The organism is Rummeliibacillus sp. TYF-LIM-RU47, from assembly GCF_008638315.1.
Taxonomy (GTDB): domain Bacteria; phylum Bacillota; class Bacilli; order Bacillales_A; family Planococcaceae; genus Rummeliibacillus; species Rummeliibacillus stabekisii.
In genome coordinates, this window is record NZ_VVIR01000004.1 from 143090 (window position 1) to 166363 (window position 23274).

22 protein-coding genes and 2 other annotated features are annotated in these 23274 nt (G+C 39.7%); all 22 genes read left to right on the forward strand.

The features are described from left to right. Window positions 1-44 precede the first annotated feature (44 nt). The 22 genes from ispD (at window position 45) to fusA (ending at window position 23149) form a co-directional block, all read left to right on the forward strand. Entirely contained in the window at window positions 45-731 is a 687-nt protein-coding gene (gene ispD / locus F0527_RS14320; RefSeq protein ID WP_150285378.1) for a 2-C-methyl-D-erythritol 4-phosphate cytidylyltransferase, read from the forward strand. 1 nt (window position 732) lies between these two features. Then, window positions 733-1209, forward strand: coding sequence for a 2-C-methyl-D-erythritol 2,4-cyclodiphosphate synthase (gene ispF, locus F0527_RS14325; RefSeq protein WP_066790974.1), 477 nt, complete (start codon window positions 733-735; stop codon window positions 1207-1209). A 77-nt stretch (window positions 1210-1286) separates the two neighbouring features. Beyond that, entirely contained in the window at window positions 1287-2744 is a 1458-nt protein-coding gene (gene gltX, locus F0527_RS14330; RefSeq protein ID WP_066790972.1) for a glutamate--tRNA ligase, read from the forward strand. A 122-nt stretch (window positions 2745-2866) separates the two neighbouring features. Next, window positions 2867-3092, forward strand: a binding site (T-box leader). Window positions 3093-3160: 68 nt separating this feature from the next. Continuing rightward, window positions 3161-3802: a serine O-acetyltransferase gene (gene cysE / locus F0527_RS14335; protein WP_150285379.1), complete on the forward strand. Its 642-nt coding sequence runs from the start codon at window positions 3161-3163 to the stop codon at window positions 3800-3802. A gap of 6 nt (window positions 3803-3808) precedes the next feature. Next, window positions 3809-5209 (forward strand): cysteine--tRNA ligase, encoded by a 1401-nt coding sequence (gene cysS, locus F0527_RS14340; RefSeq protein WP_150285380.1) that lies wholly within the window; start codon window positions 3809-3811, stop codon window positions 5207-5209. 5 nt (window positions 5210-5214) lie between these two features. After that, complete coding sequence (locus F0527_RS14345; protein WP_269465571.1) at window positions 5215-5640, forward strand: Mini-ribonuclease 3; 426 nt, start codon at window positions 5215-5217, stop codon at window positions 5638-5640. Beyond that, entirely contained in the window at window positions 5637-6383 is a 747-nt protein-coding gene (gene rlmB, locus F0527_RS14350) for a 23S rRNA (guanosine(2251)-2'-O)-methyltransferase RlmB (protein ID WP_190323503.1), read from the forward strand. The genes F0527_RS14345 and rlmB overlap by 4 nt, the downstream gene beginning before the upstream one ends. 9 nt (window positions 6384-6392) lie before the next feature. Continuing rightward, entirely contained in the window at window positions 6393-6911 is a 519-nt protein-coding gene (locus F0527_RS14355) for an NYN domain-containing protein (RefSeq protein ID WP_066790963.1), read from the forward strand. Between the two features lie 58 nt (window positions 6912-6969). Then, window positions 6970-7617, forward strand: a complete 648-nt coding sequence (gene sigH, locus F0527_RS14360) for an RNA polymerase sporulation sigma factor SigH (protein WP_066790960.1) — start codon at window positions 6970-6972, stop codon at window positions 7615-7617. 87 nt (window positions 7618-7704) lie between these two features. Beyond that, entirely contained in the window at window positions 7705-7851 is a 147-nt protein-coding gene (gene rpmG, locus F0527_RS14365) for a 50S ribosomal protein L33 (protein ID WP_084246973.1), read from the forward strand. Window positions 7852-7893: 42 nt separating this feature from the next. Continuing rightward, window positions 7894-8079 (forward strand): preprotein translocase subunit SecE, encoded by a 186-nt coding sequence (secE, locus tag F0527_RS14370; RefSeq protein ID WP_066790958.1) that lies wholly within the window; start codon window positions 7894-7896, stop codon window positions 8077-8079. 100 nt (window positions 8080-8179) lie between these two features. Beyond that, a complete protein-coding gene (nusG, locus tag F0527_RS14375; protein WP_066790956.1) occupies window positions 8180-8713 on the forward strand; it encodes a transcription termination/antitermination protein NusG in 534 nt (177 codons plus the stop codon). A gap of 179 nt (window positions 8714-8892) precedes the next feature. Beyond that, a complete protein-coding gene (gene rplK / locus F0527_RS14380) occupies window positions 8893-9318 on the forward strand; it encodes a 50S ribosomal protein L11 (RefSeq protein WP_066790954.1) in 426 nt (141 codons plus the stop codon). A 127-nt stretch (window positions 9319-9445) separates the two neighbouring features. Then, window positions 9446-10147 carry a 50S ribosomal protein L1 gene (gene rplA / locus F0527_RS14385; RefSeq protein WP_066790953.1) on the forward strand — a complete coding sequence of 234 codons (702 nt, stop codon included), beginning with the start codon at window positions 9446-9448 and terminating at the stop codon, window positions 10145-10147. Between the two features lie 49 nt (window positions 10148-10196). Continuing rightward, window positions 10197-10340, forward strand: a sequence feature (ribosomal protein L10 leader region). 32 nt (window positions 10341-10372) lie between these two features. Then, window positions 10373-10873, forward strand: a complete 501-nt coding sequence (gene rplJ, locus F0527_RS14390; RefSeq protein ID WP_150285381.1) for a 50S ribosomal protein L10 — start codon at window positions 10373-10375, stop codon at window positions 10871-10873. A gap of 71 nt (window positions 10874-10944) precedes the next feature. Next, window positions 10945-11304, forward strand: coding sequence for a 50S ribosomal protein L7/L12 (gene rplL, locus F0527_RS14395; protein WP_066790948.1), 360 nt, complete (start codon window positions 10945-10947; stop codon window positions 11302-11304). Between the two features lie 214 nt (window positions 11305-11518). Beyond that, window positions 11519-12118, forward strand: a complete 600-nt coding sequence (locus F0527_RS14400; protein WP_066790947.1) for a class I SAM-dependent methyltransferase — start codon at window positions 11519-11521, stop codon at window positions 12116-12118. Between the two features lie 237 nt (window positions 12119-12355). Next, window positions 12356-15910, forward strand: coding sequence for a DNA-directed RNA polymerase subunit beta (gene rpoB, locus F0527_RS14405; RefSeq protein ID WP_066790946.1), 3555 nt, complete (start codon window positions 12356-12358; stop codon window positions 15908-15910). Window positions 15911-16036: 126 nt separating this feature from the next. Then, on the forward strand, window positions 16037-19639 hold the full coding sequence (gene rpoC, locus F0527_RS14410; protein WP_150285382.1) for a DNA-directed RNA polymerase subunit beta': 3603 nt from the start codon (window positions 16037-16039) through the stop codon (window positions 19637-19639). A 460-nt stretch (window positions 19640-20099) separates the two neighbouring features. Continuing rightward, entirely contained in the window at window positions 20100-20519 is a 420-nt protein-coding gene (gene rpsL / locus F0527_RS14415; protein WP_066790943.1) for a 30S ribosomal protein S12, read from the forward strand. 35 nt (window positions 20520-20554) lie between these two features. Further along, window positions 20555-21025, forward strand: a complete 471-nt coding sequence (gene rpsG, locus F0527_RS14420) for a 30S ribosomal protein S7 (protein WP_066790941.1) — start codon at window positions 20555-20557, stop codon at window positions 21023-21025. Between the two features lie 42 nt (window positions 21026-21067). Next, the gene (fusA, locus tag F0527_RS14425; RefSeq protein ID WP_150285383.1) at window positions 21068-23149 is read left to right on the forward strand and encodes an elongation factor G; all 2082 of its coding nucleotides are present in this window, start codon (window positions 21068-21070) and stop codon (window positions 23147-23149) included. The last annotated feature ends 125 nt before the right edge of the window (window positions 23150-23274 follow it).

Sequence of the window (23274 nt, forward strand, 5' to 3'; positions counted from 1 at the left end):
GGGTAATTTACCTTGTCCTTTTCTATTAAGAAAGAGTGAACCGGATGCAGTATGATGTTATATTACCAGCGGCGGGTAGTGGAAAAAGGATGGCTGCTGGACACAATAAGTTATTTTTGGAGCTTCGAAATAAGCCCATCTTAATCCATACGTTAGAGGTTTTCCAACAGGATGAAGCATGTAGAGGTATTTGGTTAGCTGTAAAGCCTGATGAAAAAGCTTATATTCAAACACTATTAGAGAAATACCATATTACAAAAGTGAAGGCTATGCCGAATGGTGGAGAAGAAAGGCAGCATAGTGTTGTAGCCTGTGTGAAGCAGATAGAGGATGGCCAAATTGTTTTGGTACATGATGCGGCAAGACCATTTATCACCATGCCTATTATCCATGAATTAGTAGAAGCAGCCGAGAAAAAAGGTGCTGCCATTGCAGGCGTAAAAGCAAAAGATACAATGAAAGTAGTAGAGAACGGAAAGATTAAAGGAACTGTTGATCGTTCAAGTTTATGGATGATTCAAACACCGCAAGCTTTTGATTTCACACTTTTAAAAAAGGCGGAACAGCAAGCAGAAACAGACAATTTTTTAGGAACAGATGAAGCGATGCTCGTTGAACGTTTAGGACAATCTGTATATATAGTTGAAAGTAGCTATGAAAACGTTAAAATAACTACTAAAGAGGACTTAATATTTGGCGATGCTATTTTAAGTCAACGTATAGGAGGATAACATGTTTAGAATAGGACAAGGTTTTGACGTACATGCATTTGAAGAAGGGCGCCCATTAATTATTGGCGGTATTACAATCCCTCATAGTAAAGGCTTAATCGGTCACTCTGATGCGGATGTATTATTACATACCGTAACGGATGCTGCATTAGGAGCGATTGGGGAAGGGGATATCGGTCATCATTTCCCCGACACTGATCCGGCATTCAAGGATGCAGATTCTGCAAAATTGCTTTCATACATTTGGGAGATCGTAGAATCGAAGGGTTATACTTTAGGAAATGTTGATTGCACTATTATGGCACAACGGCCAAAACTTGCGCCTTATATTGAGCAAATGAGAAATCGAATTGCGGAACTTTTACATGCAGAGCCTTCTCAAGTAAATGTCAAAGCTACAACAACAGAAAAATTAGGCTTTACAGGGCGTGAAGAAGGAATTGCAAGTATGGCAACTATTTTGCTTATTAAAAAGTGACTTCCTTTAATTTTCATACTAGCAGTGGTAAAATGGGTAAAGTTGAATTTTTGAACGATTAATAGGAGGATTTAGACATGACTAACAAAGTTCGAGTACGTTATGCACCGAGCCCTACTGGACATTTACATATTGGCGGCGCACGTACAGCTTTATTTAACTTTTTGTATGCAAAACACCACGACGGAGACTTTATTGTCCGCATTGAAGATACGGATGTGGCCCGCAATATCGAGGGTGGCGAAGCATCTCAATTAGACAACCTAAAATGGCTTGGTATTGATTACGACGAATCAATTGATATTGGTGGTCCGTATGCGCCATATCGTCAAATGGAACGTTTAGAAATTTATACAGAATACGCAAATAAGCTAATTGATATGGGCATGGCTTATAAATGCTTCTGTACAACAGAAGAATTAGAAGCAGACCGTGAAGCTCAGCAAGAGCGCGGCGTTGCGGCTCCTATGTATAACGGAAAATGCAGACATCTATCAAAAGAGGAAGTAGCTGCAAAAGAAGAAGCAGGCGAACCTTATACAATCCGTTTTAAAGTGCCAGAAAACGTTGTATATAAATTCGATGATTTAGTTCGCGGAGAAATATCTTTTGAATCAAAAGATATCGGCGATTGGGTTATCGTAAAAGCAAATGGCATCCCAACATATAATTATGCAGTAGTTCTTGATGATCATATGATGGATATTACACATGTATTTAGAGGAGAAGAGCATTTATCAAATACACCAAAGCAATTAATGATATTTAATGCATTTGGTTTTGAACCACCTCACTATGGCCATATGACGCTGATCGTAAATGAAAACCATAAAAAACTTTCTAAGCGTGATGAATCTATTATCCAGTTTGTGAAACAATATAGAGATCTTGGCTACCTGCCAGAAGCGATGTTCAATTTCTTCGCTCTTTTAGGTTGGTCTCCGGAGGGAGAAGAAGAGATCTTCACAAAAGAAGAGCTTATCGAAAAGTTCGATGAAAAACGTCTATCTAAATCACCATCCATGTTCGATAAACAAAAACTAAAATGGATGAATAACCAATACATGAAGAAGCTGAATAGCGAAGAAGTAGTTACTTTAACCCTTCCATTCTTACAAAAAGAAGGACTTCTTCCTGAAAACTTATCAGAGGAACAACAAGAGTGGGCTAATAAGTTGATTGGTTTGTACCATGAGCAAATGAGCTTTGGAGCAGAAATTGTTGATTTATCTCGTATGTTCTTCACAGAGGAACTTGCATATACTGATGAAGAAAAAGAAGTTCTTGCAGGAGAGCAAGTACCAGAAGTAATGGCTGCGTTCAAAGAACAATTACAACAGTTGGAATCATTTGAGCCTGCAGACATTAAGAAAGCAATCAAAACAGTGCAGAAAGAAACAGGCCATAAAGGCAAAAATCTTTTCATGCCAATTCGTGTAGCTACTACAGGTGAAATGCATGGACCAGAACTAAATGATGCACTTTCATTACTGGGCAAAGACACTGTTGTTAAACGAATCGAAGCATTCATTTAATAATACCTTTATTCATATGCTGTCGTAGGGCAGAGTGGATGAAATAGGTTTATCATTTCTAATTGGTTATTATTTTGATTGATTTTTTTTCGCTACATTGTAAAATGAAGCTAACAAATGATATAAAAGCGATGAAGAGGAGAAGTACGCAATTCATGCTCTAAAAGAGAGGACCATCACCGGCTGAAAATGGTCTGAGCCAATGAATTACAGAAATGCACCTCTGAGCGTTAAGTTGAAATAGTCACTAGAGTAGACTTAGCCGGTAATCTCCGTTAAAAGATGTTCAAGCGGGAAGCAAGTATGCTTCCAATCAGAGTGGAACCGCGCATAGTAGGCGTCTCTGTCTTTCATTAGACAGGGGCGTCTTTTTTGTTGAATCCAAATGTCTTAGATATTTGTGGGGAGGTATTTACATGTTTAAGAATATGAAAGAAGACATTCAAACGATTTTTGATAATGACCCGGCAGCGCGAAGCACAATGGAAGTGGTGTTAACCTATGCAGGCTTGCATGCTATATGGTCTCACCGTATTGCCCATCGTTTGTATAAACGCAAATTTTATTTTTTAGCAAGAGCGATTTCTCAGATTAGCCGTTTCTTTACAGGGATTGAAATTCATCCAGGGGCGAAAATTGGCCGGCGTTTCTTCATCGACCATGGTATGGGAGTAGTCATTGGTGAAACCTGCGAGATTGGCAATGATGTGACGCTCTATCAAGGCGTGACATTGGGTGGTACAGGGAAAGAAAAAGGTAAACGGCACCCAACACTTCATGACAACGTCCTAGTGGCCACAGGAGCAAAGGTATTAGGTTCGATTACAATTGGAGAGAATAGTAAAATCGGGGCAGGATCCGTTGTATTAAAAGAGGTCCCTCCAAATGCCACTGTTGTAGGGATTCCAGGTAAAGTAGTCATCCAGGATGGCGTCCGTGTCAACCATAAACAAAAATTAGATCATCAAAACATACCTGATCCAGTAGAAGAACGATTAATGATAATAGAAGAAAAAATAACCGCTTTAGAACAAGAAGAAAACAAAAAGGAGAGATAGTATTTTATGGGAATCCAAATTTTCAACACGTTAACAAGAGAAAAAGAATTATTTGTCCCTCTTGAAGAAGGAAAGGTTAAGATGTATGTATGCGGTCCAACCGTTTATAACTATATTCATATCGGAAATTCACGTCCTGTCATCGTATACGATACAGTGCGCCGTTATTTAACATATCGCGGATATGATGTGACATATGTTTCTAACTTTACTGATGTGGACGATAAAATTATCAAAGCAGCCAACGAATTAGGGGAAGAAGTGCCTGAGCTAACAGAACGTTTCATAAACGCTTATTTTGAGGATATCACTGCATTGGGCTGCCAAAAGGCGGATGCACATCCACGTGTAACTGAACATATGGATGAAATTATCGATTTTATTAAGGTATTGGTTGATAAAGGCTATGCCTATGAATCACAGGGAGATGTTTATTACAGAACCCGTAAATTCGAAGGCTACGGCAAATTATCTCACCAGTCAGTAGATGATTTAAAAGTAGGCGCTCGCATTGAAGCGGGTGAGAAAAAAGAAGATGCTTTGGATTTTGCTTTATGGAAAGCAGCGAAGCCGGGAGAGATCTCATGGGAAAGTCCATGGGGCAAAGGACGTCCAGGATGGCATATTGAATGCTCAGTGATGGTGCACAATCATTTTGGTGATACAATCGACATCCATGCAGGTGGTCAGGATCTAACCTTCCCGCACCATGAAAATGAAATTGCCCAATCTGAAGCATACAGTGGCAAAACATTCGCGAGATATTGGATGCACAATGGCTATATCAATATTGACAACGAAAAAATGTCAAAATCACTAGGGAATTTTATCTTAGTGCATGATATTATTCAGCAAATTGATCCACAAGTTTTAAGATTCTTTATGCTATCGGTACACTATCGCCATCCAATTAACTTTGCTCAAGATTTAGTGGAAGCAGCAGCCGCAGGCTTAGAACGTATACGTACTTCTTATACGAATTTAAAACACCGGTTGCAAGTATCTGCGAACCTAGAAGATGCCGATACATCGGACTTGGATGAAATCGAAAAGCAACGCCTGGATTTTGAAACAGCTATGGACGATGATTTCAATACTGCAAATGCTATTGCTGCCTTATTCAGCTTATCAACTGAAGCGAATAAGTACTTGAACCAAGAAAATACTAATAAAGAAGTATTAACTGCTTTTATTGATACGCTATCTGAGCTTTCACATGTATTAGGCCTTGAGCTCGAGGTGAAAGAGGAATTAGTAGATGAAGAAATTGATGCTCTGATTGAAGAAAGACAACAAGCACGTAAAGATCGTGATTTTAAACGTGCTGATGAAATACGAGATCAATTGAAAGAAATGAATATTATTTTAGAAGATACACGCCAAGGTGTTCGATGGAAACGAGGTTAATAAAAGTGAAAGAACTGCGCACGGCGGATGTAAAACAACTGAACGCGCTAGCTTTAGCTTATATGGGAGACGCCGTTTTAGAAATTGCCATCCGTGAACACTTGCTACAAACTGGGCGAGTAAAGCCAAATGTTTTGCACAGGGAAGCAACGCATTATGTTTCTGCTAAAGCACAAGCGATGGTCATTCGCCAAATGATGGATGAAGCATTTTTTACAGAAGAAGAAATGGCTGTATTAAAAAGGGGACGCAACGCCAAGTCTGGCTCCGTCCCCAAAAATACAGATGTACAAACGTATCATTATAGTTCCGCTTTTGAAGCGGTTCTTGGTTTTTTATATTTAACGAAACAGCAAGAAAGACAAGAACAAGTTATTCAATATGCCATACAATTAGTCGAAAATAAGAGAGAAGAGGTGGCGAAAAAGTGACTGAACAAACAAAAGAAATGATTGCCGGAAAAAATCCGGTTTTAGAAGCTCTTCGTTCAACGAGAGACATCAATAAAATATGGATTGCAGAAGGCGTTAAAAAAAGCGGCATCAATGAATTGATAAGTATGGCAAAAGAACGAGGAATTATCGTACAGTTTGTTCCAAAAAAGAAGATAGATCAATTATCTTCCGAAAACCATCAGGGAATTGTGGCATCTGTTGCAGCCTACAATTACGCAGAGCTTGATGATTTATTCCAATTGGCAAAAGAACGCCAAGAAGATCCGTTCTTTATTATTTTAGACGAACTTGAGGATCCTCATAATTTGGGCTCTATTATGCGGACGGCGGATGCAATAGGAGCACATGGCATCATTATTCCAAAGCGACGGTCGGTAAGTCTGACAGCTGTAGTTGCTAAAGCATCTACAGGGGCCATTGAATACATCCCTACTGTTCGCGTCAGCAATCTAGCACAAACAGTAGAAGAGTTAAAAGAACGCGGCGTATGGATTGCAGGGACAGATGCAAAAGGTTCTGTTGATTATCGCAAAATGGATGCCACACTTCCGCTAGCTGTCATTATCGGCAGTGAAGGAAAAGGAATGAGTCGTATCTTAAAAGAAAAATGCGATTTCCTTTACAACTTGCCGATGGTGGGTCATGTTACCTCATTGAATGCTTCGGTAGCTGCTTCTCTTTTGATGTACGAGGTATACCGCAAGCGCCATGAGATTTAGGTGACATGAATGAATATACTCTTAGTTGATGGTTATAACATTATCGGTGCGTGGAAGGAGCTTCAACGTTTAAAAGAACATAAGCTTGTAGACGCAAGAGATCGACTGATAGAGTTAATGGCAGACTATCAAGCCTATTCTGGGATGCGAGTCATCGTCGTTTTTGATGCATACCTTGTACCAGGCATTGCCACAAAGTTAAAACAAAGTGATGTCGAAGTGATCTATACAAGGGCAAAGGAAACGGCGGATGATCGCATTGAAAAACTCACGGCAGAGCTGACTTCTAAACGCAATAAGATTTATGTGGCAACGTCTGATATGGCGGAGCAAAGCGTCGCATTTGGTAATGGCGCATTGCGAAAGTCAGCGCGTGAGTTTGAAATTGAGCTGCAGGAAGTCCAAATGCAAATAACACATAAAGTAAAAAAAATCCAAACACAAAAGCCTAGTTCTAAAATCCCTTTATCAGCAGAAGTATTAGAAAAATTCGAACAAATGCGAAGAGGAAATAAATTGAGTGATTGACTGATAATTTCCACCTCCGTTATACTTGTTCTAAATAGCCATCTGGTGAGGTGATACTTTGGTAACAAGCGATCATTTGCAAGAGAAGCATATACGTCTTGAAGATTGTTCGGATGAGCAATTAGTCGAGATGGCATGCAATGCCGATTCAAACGCATTAGATTTTTTAATCAGCAAGTATAAACCTTTAGTGCGTTTAAAAGTAAAGTCCTATTTTTTAATTGGTGCTGATAAAGAAGATATTGTGCAAGAAGGAATGATTGGGCTTTATAAAGCAGTAAGAGATTTTAATGGCGAGAGAATCACATCATTTAAGGCGTTTGCGGAACTCTGTGTCAGACGCCAAATCATTACAGCAATTAAAGCAGCTACACGCCAAAAGCATATACCACTGAACTCTTATGTTTCGCTGGATAAACCTGTTTTTGAAGAAGAATCATCAGCAAAAACGCTTATGGATATGCTTTCAGGAGCAACAATTGATGATCCGGAAAAACTTATTATCCATCAAGAAGAGTTTAATAGTTTAGAAGAAAAGATTGGACAGGTATTAAGTGACTTAGAACGCCAAGTATTAACTCTATATTTAGAAGGTAGATCATATCAAGAGATTTCTGCGAGTTTAGACCGGCATGTGAAATCAATTGATAATGCTTTGCAGCGAATTAAACGCAAACTCGAACGCCATTTGGAAGTAGAAGTATAGTTTTGAGTGATTAAAAGGTTAGTTGACAGTATTTGTGATAGGTGATAGGCTTCTCTAAAGGGATTAAAGTGTAAAAAGGTGAGGACTATGGGGCAGAAAGTAGCATTAAGCTGCGAAAAATGCGGTTCTAGAAATTATCATTTACCCGCAACTAAGAATCATTCTATACGAATGGAGCTTAAGAAATATTGTTCAAATTGTAATGAGCATACATTACATAAGCAAACGAAATAATACGATTTAGTAGATAGACGATTATATTCGGAGGTTTGGTGAATGGGCAAGATAGGTGGATTTTTTAGCGGCGTTCTATCGGAAATGCGAAAGACAAGTTGGCCAAAACGCAAAGAATTAACAAAGTATACAATTATCATCGTGACAACTTTGCTATTTATGGCTGCCTTTTTTATGGTAGTTGACTTAGGTATTTCTAAATTATTGCGCTGGTACTTAGAATTGTGATTTAATAAGATTAATATGTTCGAATTAGCCCGTATATGAAACGGGTTTTTTCATTTGCCTTTTAGAAAAGGAGGGAAGGGCGGCAATCGCCCTATCTATTATGGAGAAAAATTGGTATGTTGTTCATACTTACTCAGGTTATGAAAATAAAGTCAAAGCAAACCTTGAAAAACGTGTTGAAACAATGGGGATGCAAGACAAAATCTTCCGTGTTGTGATTCCAGAAGAACAAGAAACAGAAGTAAAAGATGGTCGCAAAAAAACGTATATGCGCAAAACTTTCCCTGGCTATGTATTAGTAGAATTGATCATGACAGACGATGCTTGGTATGTTGTACGAAACACGCCGGGCGTTACTGGCTTTATTGGTTCATCAGGCGGTGGTGTAAAACCAACTCCACTATTGCCGGAAGAAGTTGAAGCTATTCTTAAACAAATGGGTGAAACTGAAGGTAAAGTGGATCTAGACTTCAACGTAGGAGACTTAGTAGAAGTTTTAGAAGGACCATTTGCTCACTTCCAAGGTATTGTGGGCGAAATCCTTAGCGACAAAGAAAAAATTAGCGTAACCATCGATATGTTTGGTCGCGAAACAAAAATGGAGCTAGATTTTGACCAAGTTCTAAAAGTTTAATCTCTAGGGACTTGCCTTGTATTTTAAAAAGTGTTATCATTTCAAAGGTCATACTATAGGAATTATTCATACGTAGTAGGCATCAGTAATTTTAATGTTATCGGATTAAGCCGACAGACAAATATTGAGTGGGAGGGGCAACCCTATTACCACATCACGGACTTAAGGAGGTGTGTCTCGTGGCTAAAAAAGTTATTAAAGTTGTAAAACTTCAAATCCCAGCTGGTAAAGCAAACCCAGCACCACCGGTAGGTCCTGCATTGGGTCAAGCAGGTGTTAACATCATGGGATTCTGTAAAGAATTCAATGCTCGTACTGCAGATCAAGCAGGATTAATCATCCCAGTTGAGATTTCTGTATTTGAAGACCGTTCATTCACTTTCATTACAAAAACTCCACCGGCAGCAGTATTACTTAAAGTAGCGGCTGGTATTCAATCAGGCTCTGGTGAACCAAACCGCAACAAAGTTGCTACTGTGAAACGTGATAAAGTACGCGAAATCGCGGAAACTAAAATGCCTGACCTAAACGCAGCATCAGTAGAAGCTGCTATGTCAATGGTTGAAGGTACTGCACGTAGCATGGGTATTGTAATCGAAGACTAATCCCATTACTTGATAAAGTATTGTTTTTTGAGGTTGCGATTGTTTCTTATAGTCATATTTGAAACACGCAGCCTTTATTCGTGGGAGGTTTAATCCGTTACAACCACAATCAAGGAGGAAATTTAAAATGGCTAAAAAAGGTAAAAAAATGCAAGAAGCAGTTAAACTTGTAAATCGTGATCAACTTTACACAATTGCAGAAGCAACTGAACTTGCTAAAAAAACAAGCACTGTTAACTTTGACGCAACAGTTGAAGTGGCATTTAACTTAAATATCGATACTCGTAAAAACGACCAACAAATCCGTGGCGCAGTTGTGCTTCCAAACGGTACTGGTAAAACTCAACGTGTATTAGTTTTCGCTAAAGGCGAAAAAATTAAAGAAGCAGAAGCAGCTGGTGCTGACTATGTTGGCGATGCTGAATATATCCAAAAAATCCAACAAGGCTGGTTCGACTTCGATGTAATCGTTGCAACTCCAGACATGATGGGTGAAGTAGGTAAACTTGGTCGTGTATTAGGACCTAAAGGCTTAATGCCAAACCCTAAAACTGGCACAGTTACATTCGACGTAACAAAAGCAGTTAACGAAATTAAAGCTGGTAAAGTAGAATACCGTGCTGACAAAGCTGGTATCGTACATGCGCCAATCGGCAAAGTATCATTCGATGCTGACAAACTAGCTGAAAACTTCTCAACACTTGTTGATGTAATCGTTAAAGCCAAACCTGCAGCAGCAAAAGGTACTTACATCAAGTCTCTTCATGTAACTACTACAATGGGACCATCTATCAAAGTTGATCCATTAACTGCAACTGCAGTAAAATAGTATTTTTTCATTGACAAACTATTGATCGTTTGCTATGATGAATAACGTTGTGATTTATCCATTTGTACCGTAGACCGTAGGGGCCTAGTGCTTAATGATCCTACCGAGGGCAAAGGAACTCAGACTCTTGTTTTAAAGATGATGAAATTCCGCCTCTTGTCTACTGATGGCAAGAGGCTTTTCTTTTGTCGGTATAAATGACTCATTCTTATAGGAGGTGTCAATATGAACAAAGCAGTTGAAATGAAACAAGCTGTTGTTCAAGAAATCGCTGACAAGTTTAAAAATGCAGCATCAGTTGTAGTAGTTGACTACCGCGGACTTTCAGTAGCTCAAGTTACTGAACTACGTAAACAACTACGTGAAGCTGGTGTAGAATTTAAAGTATACAAAAATACTTTAGTTCGCCGTGCTACTGTAGAAGCTGGCCACGAAGATCTAAATGAAGTTCTTACAGGCCCGAACGCAATCGCATTCTCTAATGAAGATGTTGTTGCTCCTGCACGTATCATTAATAACTTCGCGAAAGAAAACGAACAATTAGAAATCAAAGCTGGCCTTATTGAAGGTGCTTACGCTGACGTTGCAGAAGTTAAAGCATTGGCAGAACTTCCATCACGCGAAGGTTTACTATCTATGCTACTTTCTGTTTTTCAAGCTCCAGTACGCAACTTCGCTCTTGCAACAAAAGCTGTTGCAGAACAAAAAGAAGAGCAAGGCGCTTAATTTTAAGTGTAGCTTAAATGCACTTGCATAAAACAAAAAAACTAATACATTCCACATAGGAGGAAAATATAATGAATAAAGAGCAAATCTTAGAAGCAATCAAAGCTATGACAGTTCTTGAATTAAATGATTTAGTAAAAGCAATCGAAGAAGAATTCGGTGTTACTGCAGCTGCTCCTGTAGCAGTTGCTGGTGGCGGCGCTGCAGCTGCAGAAGAAAAAACAGAATTTGATGTTGTTTTAGCTTCTGCTGGCGATCAAAAAATTAAAGTAATCAAAGTGGTTCGTGAAATCACTGGTTTAGGTCTTAAAGAAGCTAAAGAAGTAGTTGATAACGCTCCTAAAGCTCTTAAAGAAGGCGCTTCTAAAGAAGAAGCTGAAGAAATCAAAGCTAAACTTGAAGAAGTTGGCGCATCTGTAGAAGTAAAATAATTTCTACTGATTGATTGTAAAAGCTCGTCAATTTGGCGGGCTTTTTCTTTATCTCAAATTAATGGGCATAAAGTTTCTGTGCCGACGTTTAATAGAGTATAAGTTTGGAGCATTTACCCGTGAAATTACTGATTAGAACAGCAATCAGCAGATAGAAGAACAGCTCCGTTTGTTAGAAGTTTTACGTTATCATTACATGATGGGGGTATTTTTCTTGTCAGAACATTATTATTCCAAAAATCCTCAAGTAGAAAGCAAGCCTTCTAAATGGCAATACACACTACGAGGTTTTTTATTTACTTTTGAAACAGATGCTGGAGTTTTTAGTAAAAGCGAAGTAGATTTTGGTTCCCGTGTATTAATTGATTGTTTTGTTATGCCGGATGTAGATGGGCATGTTTTAGATGTAGGGTGTGGTTACGGCCCGATTGGATTGTCGATTGCAAAAAGTTATCCTGACCGAATCGTTGAAATGATGGATGTAAATGAGCGGGCAGTTAATTTAGCAAAAAAGAACGCTGAATTGAACGGGGTTCAAAATGTGCAAATTTATGAAAGTGACGCACTTTCATCTGTTCCGAATGGAAAAATCGCTGCAGTTTTGACGAATCCCCCTATACGAGCTGGTAAGGATACTATTTTTAGATTCTATGACGAGGCGTATGATAAGTTAGCGGATTCAGGCGAGTTGTGGGTAGTGATACAAAAAAAGCAAGGAGCTCCATCAACTTTTGATTATTTGGAATTAAAATTCTCAAAAGTGGAGATAGTAGAGAAGAAAAAAGGTTATTGGATTATCAAAGCGAGGAAATAAAAACTTATAGATTGACTTGACAAATGCGCTATGATATTATAATAAAATGCAAAAATATTAATTTGAAGGCGTTTGCCCTTTAGCTGAAAAGTGAATAGCAAGAGCTTTCAAATTTGAATTTGGTTAATCGGAAATGAGCTCATATTTGAACTTATTTTCTTTTTTGTCTTTCGTTATCATACAACATTTATATGGTTTCTGAAAGACCTATTATCGCTTTATTGAGGGGTGAATGAGTTGACAGGTCAACTAGTTCAGTACGGACAACACCGAAAGCGTAGAAGCTTCGCGCGTATTAAAGAGGTGCTAGAACTTCCGAATCTTATTGAGATTCAAACTGCATCTAACGAGTGGTTCCTTGAAGAAGGATTACGTGAAATGTTTCATGATATTTCACCAATTGAAGACTTCACAGGGAATTTATCACTAGAATTCGTCGACTATAGTCTCGGAGAACCGAAATATGATGTCGATGAGTGTAAACAACGTGACGTAACTTATGCAGCTCCATTACGAGTTAAAGTGCGTCTACTCAACAAAGAAACAGAAGAAGTAAAAGAACAAGAAGTATTCATGGGTGACTTCCCGCTTATGACGGATACAGGTACTTTTGTAATTAATGGTGCTGAACGCGTCATTGTTTCCCAATTAGTACGATCACCAAGTGTTTACTATCACGATAAAACAGATAAAAACGGTAAAAAAGGCTTTGGTGCAACAGTTATTCCAAACCGTGGCGCTTGGCTTGAATACGAAACAGATGCAAAGGATATTGTATATGTCCGCATTGACCGTACGCGTAAATTACCGATTACGGTATTGCTTCGCGCGCTAGGGTTTGCATCTGATCAAGAGATTATCGATTTGATCGGTGACAATGAGTTTTTACGCAATACGTTGGAAAAGGACAATACAGACAGCACAGAAAAAGCATTGCTTGAAATCTATGAGCGTCTTCGTCCTGGTGAACCACCAACAGTAGAAAGCGCAAAAAATCTGTTGTATTCTCGTTTCTTCGACCCAAAACGCTATGACTTAGCGAATGTTGGTCGCTATAAAATGAATAAAAAGCTTCATATCAAAAATCGTCTTTTCAACCAAACGATCGCTCAAACATTAGCAGATCCTGAAACAGGCGAGATATTAGTTGAAGCAGGTACATTAATCGACCGTCGCGTTTTAGATCGCCTTATCCCTTATTTAGAAAATGGTGTAGGCTTTAAAACTGTATCAAAAGTAGGTGGTGTCCTTGAAGGTGATATCCAAATTCAAGAGATTAAGATCTATGCACCAAATGACGAATCACAAAAAGAAATTAAAGTGATCAGCAACGCATACATCGATGAAGAAGTTAAACATCTTACTCCTGCTGATGTAGTAGCATCTGTTTCTTACTTCTTTAACTTGCTATATGGTGTAGGTGATACAGATGATATTGACCATTTGGGTAACCGTCGTTTACGTTCTGTAGGCGAATTGTTGCAAAATCAATTCCGTATTGGTCTTTCCCGTATGGAACGAGTGGTGCGCGAGCGTATGTCAATTAACGACACTGCTTCTCTAGTGCCGCAACAATTGATCAATATCCGCCCAGTTATTGCGGCGATTAAAGAGTTCTTCGGAAGCTCTCAATTGTCACAATTCATGGACCAAACAAATCCATTAGCTGAGCTTACGCATAAACGCCGTCTGTCCGCTTTAGGACCTGGTGGTTTAACGCGTGAACGTGCTGGCATGGAAGTGCGTGACGTTCACTATTCTCACTATGGCCGTATGTGTCCGATTGAGACACCTGAGGGTCCAAACATTGGTTTGATTAACTCACTATCTAGTTATGCGAAAGTAAACAAATTCGGATTTATCGAAACACCTTACCGTCGCGTAGACCCTGAAACAGGTCGTTTAACAAGCCACATCGACTATTTAACTGCCGATGAAGAAGATAACTATGTTGTAGCGCAAGCAAACTCTCCATTAAATCCAGATGGTTCGTTTGTTGAGGAAGAAGTTGTTGGCCGTTTCCGCGGTGATAACTCTGTGTTTAAACGTGATACAGTCGATTACATGGACGTCTCACCAAAACAAGTAGTATCAGCTGCAACAGCTTGTATCCCATTCTTAGAAAACGATGACTCCAACCGTGCCCTAATGGGTGCGAACATGCAACGTCAAGCTGTTCCTCTTTTAAATCCTGAAGCTCCATTCGTTGGAACAGGTATGGAACACGTAGATGCTAGAGATTCAGGCGCAGCAGTAGTTGCGAAATATCCTGGTATTGTCGAGCATGTAGAAGCACGTACTATTCATGTGCGTCGCATTGAAGAAATCGACGGTAAAGAAGTTAAAGGCGATTTAACAAAATATAAATTACAAAAATTCACTCGTTCTAACCACGGAACAAGCATCAACCAACGCCCGTTGGTAAAAGTCGGTGACCGTGTTCAACCTCGTGATATCTTAGCTGATGGTCCATCTATGGAAAACGGTGAGCTAGCACTAGGCCGAAATGTTGTGGTTGCATTCATGACATGGAACGGTTACAACTATGAAGATGCTGTTATCATGAACGAACGTTTAGTGAAAAATGATGTGTATACATCTGTACACATTGAAGAGTATGAATCAGAAGCTCGTGATACAAAGCTCGGACCTGAAGAAATCACTCGCGATATTCCGAATGTCGGTGAAGAGGCATTGCGCAATCTTGACGAACGAGGAATTATCCGTATTGGTGCGGAAGTAAATGATGGCGATATCTTAGTAGGTAAAGTTACTCCTAAAGGTGTAACAGAACTAACTGCAGAAGAACGCCTATTACACGCAATCTTCGGTGAAAAAGCGCGTGAAGTACGTGATACTTCTCTTAAAGTGCCACACGGAGCAGGCGGTATTGTACTAGATGTCAAAGTCTTCAATCGTGAAGATGGCGATGAACTATCTCCAGGTGTTAACCAAATGGTTCGTGTCTATATTGTCCAAAAACGTAAAATTCGCGTTGGGGATAAAATGGCCGGTCGTCATGGTAACAAAGGGGTTATCTCTCGCATCTTGCCTGAAGAAGATATGCCATACTTGCCAGACGGCACTCCAGTAGATATCATGTTAAATCCACTAGGCGTACCTTCTCGTATGAATATTGGACAGGTATTGGAGATTCACCTAGGCATGGCAGCTCGCTATTTAGGCGTATACATGGCTACACCAGTATTTGATGGTGCTTCAGACGAAGATGTTTGGAGAACAATGGAAGAAGCTGGCATGAACCGTGACGGTAAAACTGTTTTATATGATGGACGTACAGGCGAACCATTCGATAACCGCGTTTCAGTTGGGGTTATGTACATGATCAAACTGGCTCACATGGTTGACGATAAATTGCACGCTCGTTCAACAGGCCCTTACTCACTTGTTACGCAACAACCACTTGGCGGTAAAGCACAGTTCGGTGGACAACGTTTCGGTGAGATGGAAGTATGGGCGCTTGAAGCGTATGGCGCTGCTTATACTCTTCAAGAAATCTTAACAGTTAAATCCGATGACGTTGTGGGTCGTGTGAAAACATACGAAGCCATCGTTAAAGGAGAAAGCGTTCCTGAAGCAGGCGTTCCGGAATCTTTCAAAGTATTAATTAAAGAGCTTCAGTCTTTAGGTTTAGACGTGAAAATGTTGACTATCGATGATGAAGAAATCGAATTGCGTGATACTGAAGATGATGATGATCTTCAACCAAACGATTCATTCAATATTGCTTCGACTACAGAAGAAGAAGCATCAGTAGGATCAGCAGAATAAATATTTATAACTACAGGATACTGGACAGGACCGTTTGCGGGCTTGTCCTTATCCCCTTTTACCAATAAATATCGCCGAGCTAATGGAAAGTCACTTAAGACTTCAGAATAAAGGGAGGTAGGCTCCTTGATAGACGTTAATAATTTTGAATACATGAAGATTGGTCTAGCTTCGCCCGATAAAATCCGTTCATGGTCTTATGGAGAAGTCAAAAAACCAGAAACTATTAACTATCGAACACTTAAACCAGAAAAAGACGGTTTGTTCTGTGAACGTATCTTTGGACCGACAAAGGACTGGGAATGTCATTGCGGGAAATACAAACGTGTACGTTACAAAGGTGTTGTTTGTGACCGTTGTGGAGTAGAAGTAACTCGCGCTAAAGTACGTCGCGAACGTATGGGGCATATCGAATTAGCTGCTCCTGTCTCACACATCTGGTACTTCAAGGGAATCCCGAGCCGTATGGGACTTATCCTAGATATGTCACCACGCTCACTTGAAGAAGTAATCTATTTTGCATCATATGTTGTAATTGAAGCAGCAGATACACCACTTGAAAAGAAACAATTGCTTTCAGAAAAAGAATACCGTGCGTACCGCGAAAAATACGGTAAAACTTTCGTAGCTTCAATGGGTGCTGAAGCAATTCAACAATTATTATCAGAAATTGATCTTGATAAAGAAACAGAAACATTAAAAGAAGAACTTAAAACAGCACAAGGCCAACGCCGTACAAGAGCAATCAAACGTCTTGAAGTGGTAGAATCATTCCGCCATTCCGGCAACCGTCCTGAATGGATGATTCTAGATGTGCTACCTGTAATCCCACCTGAATTGCGCCCAATGGTACAACTAGATGGTGGACGGTTCGCTACATCAGATTTAAATGACTTATATCGTCGTGTAATTAACCGTAACAACCGTTTGAAACGCCTTCTTGATCTAGGCGCGCCTGGCATTATTGTTCAAAACGAAAAACGTATGCTACAAGAGGCTGTCGATGCACTTATAGACAATGGCCGTCGTGGTCGTCCTGTTACAGGACCTGGTAACCGTCCATTAAAATCTTTATCTCATATGTTAAAAGGGAAACAAGGGCGTTTCCGTCAAAACTTATTGGGTAAACGTGTTGACTACTCTGGCCGTTCTGTAATCGTTGTAGGTCCATCTTTGAAAATGTATCAATGTGGTCTTCCAAAAGGTATGGCAATCGAATTGTTCAAGCCTTTCGTAATGAAAGAGTTAGTAGAGCGCGGTCTTGCGCATAATATTAAATCTGCAAAACGAAAAATTGAACGTATGCACCCAGAAATCTGGGATGTTCTAGAAGAAATAATGAAAGAGCATCCAGTACTTCTAAACCGTGCTCCTACTCTTCACAGACTTGGTATTCAAGCATTTGAACCAACTCTTATCGAAGGGAAGGCTATCCGTCTTCATCCATTAGTATGTACAGCTTACAACGCTGACTTCGATGGTGACCAAATGGCGGTTCACGTTCCACTTTCTGCAGAAGCACAAGCGGAAGCTCGTTTATTAATGCTTGCAGCTCAAAACATTCTAAATCCAAAAGACGGTAAACCAGTTGTTACGCCATCTCAAGATATGGTATTAGGGAACTATTACTTAACACTTGAGAGAAAAGGCGCTATTGGTGAAGGTTCTGTCTTCTATGGACCAGAAGAATTAAATATTGCTTATCAAAATAACGAAGTACACTTGCACTCACGTATTGCAATTAAAGCATCTTCTTTAAATAATAAGACATTTACAGAAGAACAAAACAATATGTTGTTGCTTACAACTGCTGGGAAAGTTTTCTTCAATGAAATCTTGGATAATTCATTCCCATATATCAATGAACCAACAAATACAAACTTGCATGATGCAACACCAGACAAATACTTTATTCCTACGTCAACAGATGTGAAGGAACATATCGCTTCACAAGAACTTGTTAAGCCGTTTACTAAGAAGTATTTAGGTAATGTTATTGCAGAAGTATTTGCTAGATACCATATTACTGAAACATCCGTCATGCTTGACCGTATGAAAGATCTTGGCTTCAAGTATTCTACTAAAGCCGGTATTTCAATTGGTATTTCCGATATCATCGTATTACCAGGGAAACACGAGATCTTGCATAAAGCGCAAGAGCAAGTGGATAAAGTGATGAAACAATTCCGTCGCGGTTTAATTACAGAAGAAGAACGCTACGATCGCGTTATTTCTTTCTGGAGTGCTGCTAAAGACGAAATTCAATCAAAACTGATGGATTCCCTTCCAGCAGAGAACCCAATCTTTATGATGAGTGACTCTGGTGCCCGTGGTAACGCATCTAACTTTACTCAGCTTGCTGGTATGCGTGGTTTGATGGCCAACCCGGCAGGACGTATTATCGAACTTCCGATTAAATCATCATTCCGTGAAGGTTTAACAGTACTCGAGTACTTCATCTCTACGCATGGTGCACGTAAAGGTCTTGCTGATACAGCGCTGAAAACAGCCGATTCAGGTTACCTTACTCGCCGTCTAGTTGACGTTGCACAAGATGTTATTGTTCGTGAAGATGATTGCGGTACTGATAGAGGTTTAGCAATCTCTGCTTTGAAAGAAGGTACAGAGATTATTGAAACTCTAGAAGAGCGTATGATCGGACGTTATGCGAAGAAAACAATTCGCCACCCAGAAACAAACGAAGTCCTTGTAGCACGCGACGAATTGATTACAGCTGAGCTTGCTCGTCTAATTGAAGAAGTGGGCATTGAAGAGGTAACAATCCGTTCTGCCTTCACATGTAATACCAAACATGGTGTATGTAAAAAATGTTACGGCATGAACTTAGCGACAGGCGATAAAGTTGAAGTTGGTGAGGCAGTTGGTATCATCGCTGCACAATCAATCGGTGAACCTGGTACACAGTTAACAATGCGTACATTCCACCAAGGTGGGGTAGCCGGTGCCGATATTACACAAGGTCTTCCACGTATCCAAGAGATATTCGAAGCACGTAATCCAAAAGGTCAAGCGGTCATTACTGAAATCGCTGGTGTTGTAACAGAGATCGAAGAAATTCGCGAAGGCCAAAAAGAAATTACGGTCCAAGGAAAAGTTGAAACACGTAAATATTTAGCACCATATAATGCACGTCTAAAAGTTCAATTGAACGAAAATGTGTATCATGGTCAAATATTAACAGAGGGTTCAATTGATCCGAAAGAATTACTTAAAGTTACAGATGTTTCTTCAGTAGAAGAATACCTATTAAAAGAAGTCCAAAAAGTATACCGCATGCAAGGGGTAGAAATTGGTGATAAACACGTAGAGGTAATGGTTCGCCAAATGCTTCGTAAAGTACGTGTTATTGAAGCGGGAGAAACAGACTTACTTCCTGGTACATTGCTAGATGTACACCAATTTGCAGAAGCAAATGCTGAAGCTATTGTTGAAGGTAAGATTCCAGCTACATGCCGACCTGTCATCTTGGGTATTACAAAAGCTTCTCTTGAAACAGAATCATTCTTATCTGCAGCTTCATTCCAAGAAACAACTCGCGTATTAACAGATGCAGCAATCAAAGGTAAACGCGATGAACTACTTGGACTGAAAGAAAATGTTATCTTAGGTAAACTTGTTCCTGCTGGTACAGGTATGCAACGTTACCGTCAAATTAAAATGGCCGATAACGAAACAGAAGAACAAGAAGAAACACTTGCAGTAGATTAGTTAAAAGTATGAGAGGAGGGGCAGTCCTCCTCCTCATCTTTTTAATAAATTCGTTGACAATATGATCAATGGATGATAATATATTTTAGGTTGATAGTTGGTTGTCTGTTGCACTCATCGATCTTGTATTGAACAAATGCATAGGATAACAAACAATCATTGGTAAGAAAACAAAACAGTACAGCATTGCAAGGGTATATTACCGAAGTTTTCGTTGCTCATATGCAGACGATCGAATGGCCACGCATGCGGTGCTTATAGCACAAAGAATTGGCATTCCCGTTGTATAGGTAGACTCGAAAAGAAGACTTGGTAGAGCCTACGCAATATAATAGAGCAACAATAGTGCGACCACTGAATATTGGTTTTTGCGATGATCACGCAAAAGCTTTGTTTTTTACCTTAAAATGAACCACCTGGATGTGTGGATTAAGAAACAGTATGAAGGGAGGAAAAATCGATGCCTACAATTAACCAATTAGTACGTAAGCCTCGTCAATCCAAAAGTAAAAAATCTAAATCACCAGCTCTAAACAAAGGTTATAACAGCTTTGTAAAATCATTGACTGATGTAAACTCACCACAAAAACGCGGTGTTTGTACACGTGTTGGTACAATGACTCCGAAAAAACCGAACTCAGCTTTACGTAAATATGCTCGTGTTCGCTTAACTAACCAAATCGAAGTTAATGCTTACATTCCTGGTGAAGGCCACAACTTGCAAGAACACAGTGTTGTTCTAATCCGCGGCGGCCGTGTAAAAGACTTACCAGGGGTACGTTACCACATCGTACGTGGTGCTTTGGATACTGCTGCAGTAAACGGCCGTATGCAATCTCGTTCTCTATATGGTGCTAAAAAACCAAAAGAAAAAAAATAATCTAATTATGCTTTTTAATGAAAGGAGGAAAACAAATGCCTCGTAAAGGTCCTGTTTCCAAACGTGACGTGTTACCAGATCCAATTTATAACTCAAAACTAGTAACTCGTTTAATCAATAAAATGATGGTAGATGGTAAAAGAGGTACTTCTCAAAAAATCTTATACGGAGCTTTCGAATTAGTAAAAGAACGCTCTGGTCAAGATCCACTAGAAGTATTTGATGCTGCTCTAAATAATGTAATGCCAGTTCTTGAAGTTCGTGCTCGCCGTGTCGGTGGTGCTAACTATCAAGTACCAGTTGAAGTTCGTCCAGAACGTCGTACAACTTTAGGTCTTCGTTACCTAGTGAACTACTCTCGTCTTCGTGGCGAAAAAACAATGGAAGAACGTTTAGCAAATGAAATTCTAGATGCTTCTAACAACACTGGTGCGTCAGTTAAAAAACGTGAAGATATGCACAAAATGGCAGAAGCGAACAAAGCATTCGCTCACTATCGTTGGTAATCACAAACTAACCTTAATCCATTATGGAAGGAGAAAGACAGCATGACTAGAGAGTTCTCCCTTGAGAATACTCGTAATATCGGAATCATGGCTCACATTGATGCTGGTAAAACAACAACAACTGAGCGTATCCTTTATTACACTGGTAAGATTCACAAAATCGGTGAAACTCATGAAGGTGCTTCTCAAATGGACTGGATGGAGCAAGAGCAAGAACGTGGTATCACTATCACTTCTGCTGCTACAACAGCTCAATGGAAAGGCAACCGCGTAAACATCATCGATACTCCGGGACACGTAGACTTCACTGTAGAAGTTGAACGTTCTTTACGTGTACTTGACGGTGCAGTGACTGTACTTGATGCCCAATCAGGTGTAGAACCACAAACTGAAACAGTATGGCGTCAAGCAACAACTTACGGAGTACCACGTATCGTATTTATCAACAAAATGGATAAAATCGGTGCTGACTTCTTGTACTCAGTAAACACTTTGCATGAACGTTTACAAGCAAATGCTCATCCAATTCAGCTTCCAATCGGTGCAGAAGATGAGTTCAATGCTATCATCGACCTAATTGAAATGAATGCTACATTCTATAAAGAAGGCGATGACGGTTCTAACGCTGAAGTTCGCGAAATTCCAGAAGAGCACAAAGCTCAAGCTGAAGAATACCGCGAAAAATTAATTGAAGCTGTAGCTGAACTTGATGAAGATTTAATGGAAAAATACTTCGCTGGTGAAGAAATCACTAATGAAGAATTAAAAGCTGCTATCCGTAAAGCTACATTAAATGTTGAGTTCTACCCAGTAACATGTGGTACAGCATTCAAAAACAAAGGTGTTCAATTAATGCTTGATGCTGTAATCGACTACCTTCCTGCTCCAACAGACGTTGCTGCAATTAAAGGTACATCAGTCGATGGAGATGAAGAAATTGTTCGTCATTCATCTGATGAAGAACCATTCTCTGCATTAGCATTTAAAGTAATGACTGACCCTTATGTTGGTAAATTAACTTTCTTCCGCGTATACTCTGGTATCTTAGAATCTGGATCATACGTACAAAACTCTACAAAAGGTAAACGTGAACGCGTAGGTCGTATCCTACAAATGCACGCTAACTCTCGTGAGGAGATCTCAAAAGTATACGCTGGAGACATTGCAGCTGCTGTAGGTCTTAAAGCAACTACTACTGGTGATACTCTATGTGACGAAAAATCACTAGTGATTTTAGAGTCAATGGAATTCCCAGAACCAGTTATCTCACTTTCTGTAGAACCAAAATCTAAAGCTGACCAAGATAAAATGGGACAAGCTTTACAAAAACTACAAGAAGAAGATCCAACTTTCCGTGCTCACACTGACACAGAAACTGGCCAAACAATCATCTCAGGTATGGGTGAACTTCACTTAGACATTCTTGTGGACCGTATGAAACGTGAATTCCATGTGGAAGCAAACGTTGGTGCGCCACAAGTATCTTATCGTGAAACATTCCGTTCTGGCGCACAAGTTGAAGGTAAATTTGTACGTCAATCAGGTGGTCGTGGTCAATTCGGTCACGTTTGGATCGAATTCCAACCTAACGAAGAAGGTAAAGGTTTCGAATTCGAAAATGCAATCGTTGGTGGTGTAGTTCCTCGTGAATACATTCCAGCAGTTGAGGCAGGTCTTCGCGACTCTTTAGATAATGGTGTCCTTGCTGGATTCCCATTGATCGATATCAAAGCAAAACTATTTGATGGTTCTTACCACGATGTCGATTCAAACGAAATGGCATTTAAAGTAGCTGCTTCAATGGCACTTAAAAATGCAGTTTCAAAATGTAACCCAGTTCTTTTAGAACCAGTTATGAAAGTGGAAGTTGTAATGCCTGAAGAATACCTAGGTGATATCATGGGTAACATCACTTCTCGCCGTGGTCGCGTTGAAGGTATGGAAGCTCGCGGTAACGCTCAAGTTGTTCGCGCTATGGTTCCACTTGCTGAAATGTTCGGTTACGCAACAACTCTACGTTCTGCTACACAAGGACGTGGTACATTCTCAATGGTATTTGACCATTATGAAGAAGTTCCTAAATCAATTAGCGATGAAATTATCAAACAAAACAAAGGTGCATAATTTCAAAGTAATTTTTGATTGAATTTTACCTTTATATAAAGTATAAATAACATGTAAGCTATGTCATCTTCAGGAAGCAAGGGCCCTGCCTCCGAAGATACGTAACTATAAACTAAACTTATAAC

Bases quoted from the DNA above. Each gene is read 5' to 3' on its own strand.
- ispD (WP_150285378.1), top strand. From the start codon at position 45: ATGCAGTATGATGTTATATTACCAGCGGCGGGTAGTGGAAAAAGGATG.
- ispF (WP_066790974.1), top strand. From the start codon at position 733: ATGTTTAGAATAGGACAAGGTTTTGACGTACATGCATTTGAAGAAGGG.
- gltX (WP_066790972.1), top strand. From the start codon at position 1,287: ATGACTAACAAAGTTCGAGTACGTTATGCACCGAGCCCTACTGGACAT.
- cysE (WP_150285379.1), top strand. From the start codon at position 3,161: ATGTTTAAGAATATGAAAGAAGACATTCAAACGATTTTTGATAATGAC.
- cysS (WP_150285380.1), top strand. From the start codon at position 3,809: ATGGGAATCCAAATTTTCAACACGTTAACAAGAGAAAAAGAATTATTT.
- F0527_RS14355 (WP_066790963.1), top strand. From the start codon at position 6,393: ATGAATATACTCTTAGTTGATGGTTATAACATTATCGGTGCGTGGAAG.
- rpmG (WP_084246973.1), top strand. From the start codon at position 7,705: ATGGGGCAGAAAGTAGCATTAAGCTGCGAAAAATGCGGTTCTAGAAAT.
- secE (WP_066790958.1), top strand. From the start codon at position 7,894: ATGGGCAAGATAGGTGGATTTTTTAGCGGCGTTCTATCGGAAATGCGA.
- nusG (WP_066790956.1), top strand. From the start codon at position 8,180: ATGGAGAAAAATTGGTATGTTGTTCATACTTACTCAGGTTATGAAAAT.
- rplA (WP_066790953.1), top strand. From the start codon at position 9,446: ATGGCTAAAAAAGGTAAAAAAATGCAAGAAGCAGTTAAACTTGTAAAT.
- rplJ (WP_150285381.1), top strand. From the start codon at position 10,373: ATGAACAAAGCAGTTGAAATGAAACAAGCTGTTGTTCAAGAAATCGCT.
- rplL (WP_066790948.1), top strand. From the start codon at position 10,945: ATGAATAAAGAGCAAATCTTAGAAGCAATCAAAGCTATGACAGTTCTT.
- rpsL (WP_066790943.1), top strand. From the start codon at position 20,100: ATGCCTACAATTAACCAATTAGTACGTAAGCCTCGTCAATCCAAAAGT.
- rpsG (WP_066790941.1), top strand. From the start codon at position 20,555: ATGCCTCGTAAAGGTCCTGTTTCCAAACGTGACGTGTTACCAGATCCA.
- fusA (WP_150285383.1), top strand. From the start codon at position 21,068: ATGACTAGAGAGTTCTCCCTTGAGAATACTCGTAATATCGGAATCATG.